The sequence below is a fragment of the Porphyromonas levii DSM 23370 genome, from assembly GCF_000379925.1.
In the GTDB taxonomy this organism is placed as follows: domain Bacteria; phylum Bacteroidota; class Bacteroidia; order Bacteroidales; family Porphyromonadaceae; genus Porphyromonas_A; species Porphyromonas_A levii.
Window position 1 is genome coordinate 1 of sequence record NZ_KB904219.1, and the last position, 2,302, is coordinate 2,302.

Annotated in this window: 3 protein-coding genes and 1 tRNA gene; 2 read left to right on the plus strand and 2 right to left on the minus strand. The window is 40.4% G+C overall.

Annotation, left to right across the window (positions count from 1 at the left end):
- Positions 1-18: 18 nt before the first annotated feature.
- A tRNA-Val gene (locus A3GG_RS0101440) sits at positions 19-93 on the minus strand.
- A gap of 271 nt (positions 94-364) precedes the next feature.
- Here A3GG_RS0101440 and A3GG_RS0101445 point away from each other — a divergent pair.
- Together A3GG_RS0101445 and A3GG_RS0101450 are read left to right on the plus strand one after the other, a co-directional pair.
- A complete protein-coding gene (locus A3GG_RS0101445; RefSeq protein WP_018357556.1) occupies positions 365-586 on the plus strand; it encodes a DUF2795 domain-containing protein in 222 nt (73 codons plus the stop codon).
- 172 nt (positions 587-758) lie between these two features.
- Positions 759-1,430 (plus strand): carbohydrate-binding family 9-like protein, encoded by a 672-nt coding sequence (locus A3GG_RS0101450; protein WP_018357557.1) that lies wholly within the window; start codon positions 759-761, stop codon positions 1,428-1,430.
- 162 nt (positions 1,431-1,592) lie between these two features.
- Here A3GG_RS0101450 and ribH read toward each other — a convergent pair whose 3' ends face one another.
- A complete protein-coding gene (ribH, locus tag A3GG_RS0101455) occupies positions 1,593-2,084 on the minus strand; it encodes a 6,7-dimethyl-8-ribityllumazine synthase (protein ID WP_018357558.1) in 492 nt (163 codons plus the stop codon).
- Positions 2,085-2,302: the final 218 nt, after the last annotated feature.

Sequence of the window (2,302 nt, forward strand, 5' to 3'; positions counted from 1 at the left end):
CAACAAACACTAAAAACGTGGACCCTGATGGATTCGAACCATCGACCCTCTGCTTGTAAGGCAGATGCTCTAAACCAACTGAGCTAAGGATCCGTTATGTTTCGCTAGACCCTCTCTGGGTTTAGCTCTGCAAAGATACAACAAATTTTTGAACTGACAAATGTTTGGGAGATTTTTTCTCGTAAGTTTATCTTGGCTATTATTGGCTAGGACACTATAGGTTCTTGCGTGTTCGTTTATCGTATACGTTAGCCATATATTACTAGAACTATTTGCTATTGTGGGGAAAAGTGTTATCTTTACAGCCGAATTAGAGGTGTAAATCGACTAATATTTTGGAATTTAGTAACTTAGAGTGTAAATTATGTATTGGACACTAGAATTGGCTTCAAAGCTTGACGATGCTCCATGGCCAGCTACGAAGGATGAGTTGATCGATTACGCTCAGCGTACATGTGCTCCTATGGAGGTAATTGAGAATCTCCAAGAGATTGAAGACGAGGAGATGATCTACGACAATATTGAGGAGATATGGCCAGATTATCCAAGTAAGGAAGATTTCTTCTTTAACGAAGAGGAGTATTGATTCTGGATAATAATTGTAGACCCCTGCATTACTTTCTAAGTAGTGCAGGGGTCTATAGCGTTATAGATACTATTATTGATTTTCTGATTAGTTATTTGCATATATTGTATGGGAATCAGAAATTTTATGTATATTTGGTCGAATCCTTAATCATTATAAAGTTTATGTAGTTATGGATACTTATGAGCATGTAATTCCTTACGTCCCTGTGCTTGATGCATTAGATCTTAATTCTCAAGAAATGGTGATGGAGAGTAAAGCTTTACGCCTGCCAATTATGCATAATAATTGGCAAGACGAATTCTCATATACCCCAATTACAGTCGCTGATTTGGCGTATTCAAATAAAGGTATCTATTGTCGATTCTGGAGTAAAGGGATTGGTCTTAAGGCAAGCTATACTGAGGATGGAGGTAAAGTACATGAGGATAGCTGTGTAGAAATCTTTTTGCAGGCGCCAGGTAATGAACAGTACATTAATTTCGAATTTAATTGTGTTGGTACTTGCGACGCTGCTCGGCGCAAGAGTCGTACAGAGAGTACGCCACTTAAGCCTGTAGAGTATGCCTCTATTCGACGTGCTACAAGTGAACGCCCTGGATTAATCTTTGACCGTCCTCAGGGGGTACACTCATTTTGGGTCTCAGTATTTATCCCATTTGAGCTATTGGGTATTGATTTGAGTAACCCTTCTGCTCCTAATTATCTCTTAGGGAACCTTTATAAGTGTGGCGATAAGACTTCCGCTCCACACTTTCTTAGCTGGAAACCTATCGATGCTCCACATCCTGATTTTCATAGACCTGAGCAGTTCTACCCTATATACCTTGCCCCTCGCCAATAATTTGTAGGATTAATAATACAAGTGAACGTTTGTGGTTTAGCCACCCTATTTGGTTGGTCCTCCCTACACAAAATACCTTCTCTCCTCTTATAGAAGTAGGATTCTATAAGAGGAGAGAAGGTATTTTGTGTAGAAGAAGCTTATTCAGCGATCTATTCTCTACTAGAAACGTATCATCTTTAGTGCTGTGACTGCAGCTTCTACCCCCTTATTGCCAAGACGTCCGCCAGCTCTATCTGCCGCTTGTTGGTGGTCGTCTGTTGTAAGTACACCATTGATAACTGGTACGAAGATGCCGTGAGGGGTGTGGCTAGAAGTGGCATTGAGGAACCCTATATTGACCATTACACTCTCCGAGATGTAATCGAAGTGAGGTGTTTCTCCTCTGATAACACTCCCCAAGATAATGATAGCATCTGCCCCGCTGAAGTGTAGACTCTTTTTGGAGGCGTAGATCAATTCAAAACTTCCTGGGACATAACGAACCGTGATATCGGATTCCTTTACTCCGTGCTTTAGGAGTGTCTCTACCGCCCCATCTCTGAGAGGGAAAGTGATATCACTATTCCACTCTGATACGATGATAACTACTTTTTTGCCTTCGCCATTCGGCACTTCTGATGGGTCGTATTGGCTCAAATCTGTTGTAGACATTCTTATTTCGCTTCTTATTAAGTGTGATTAATCTACCCCAAAGTTAAGGTTTTCTTTTGTTACAAACAAATCATGGCGTCTATTGTTATAGAAATAGAGGTGATAACGACATAATTATGGTTTATCCGACATTTCGTGTGATACGGCAGTCATGTAGAGCAAAAAGCCTTAGTTTGAAATATTCATCATCTCTATATCCGTAAGCATTTCTCTTCATC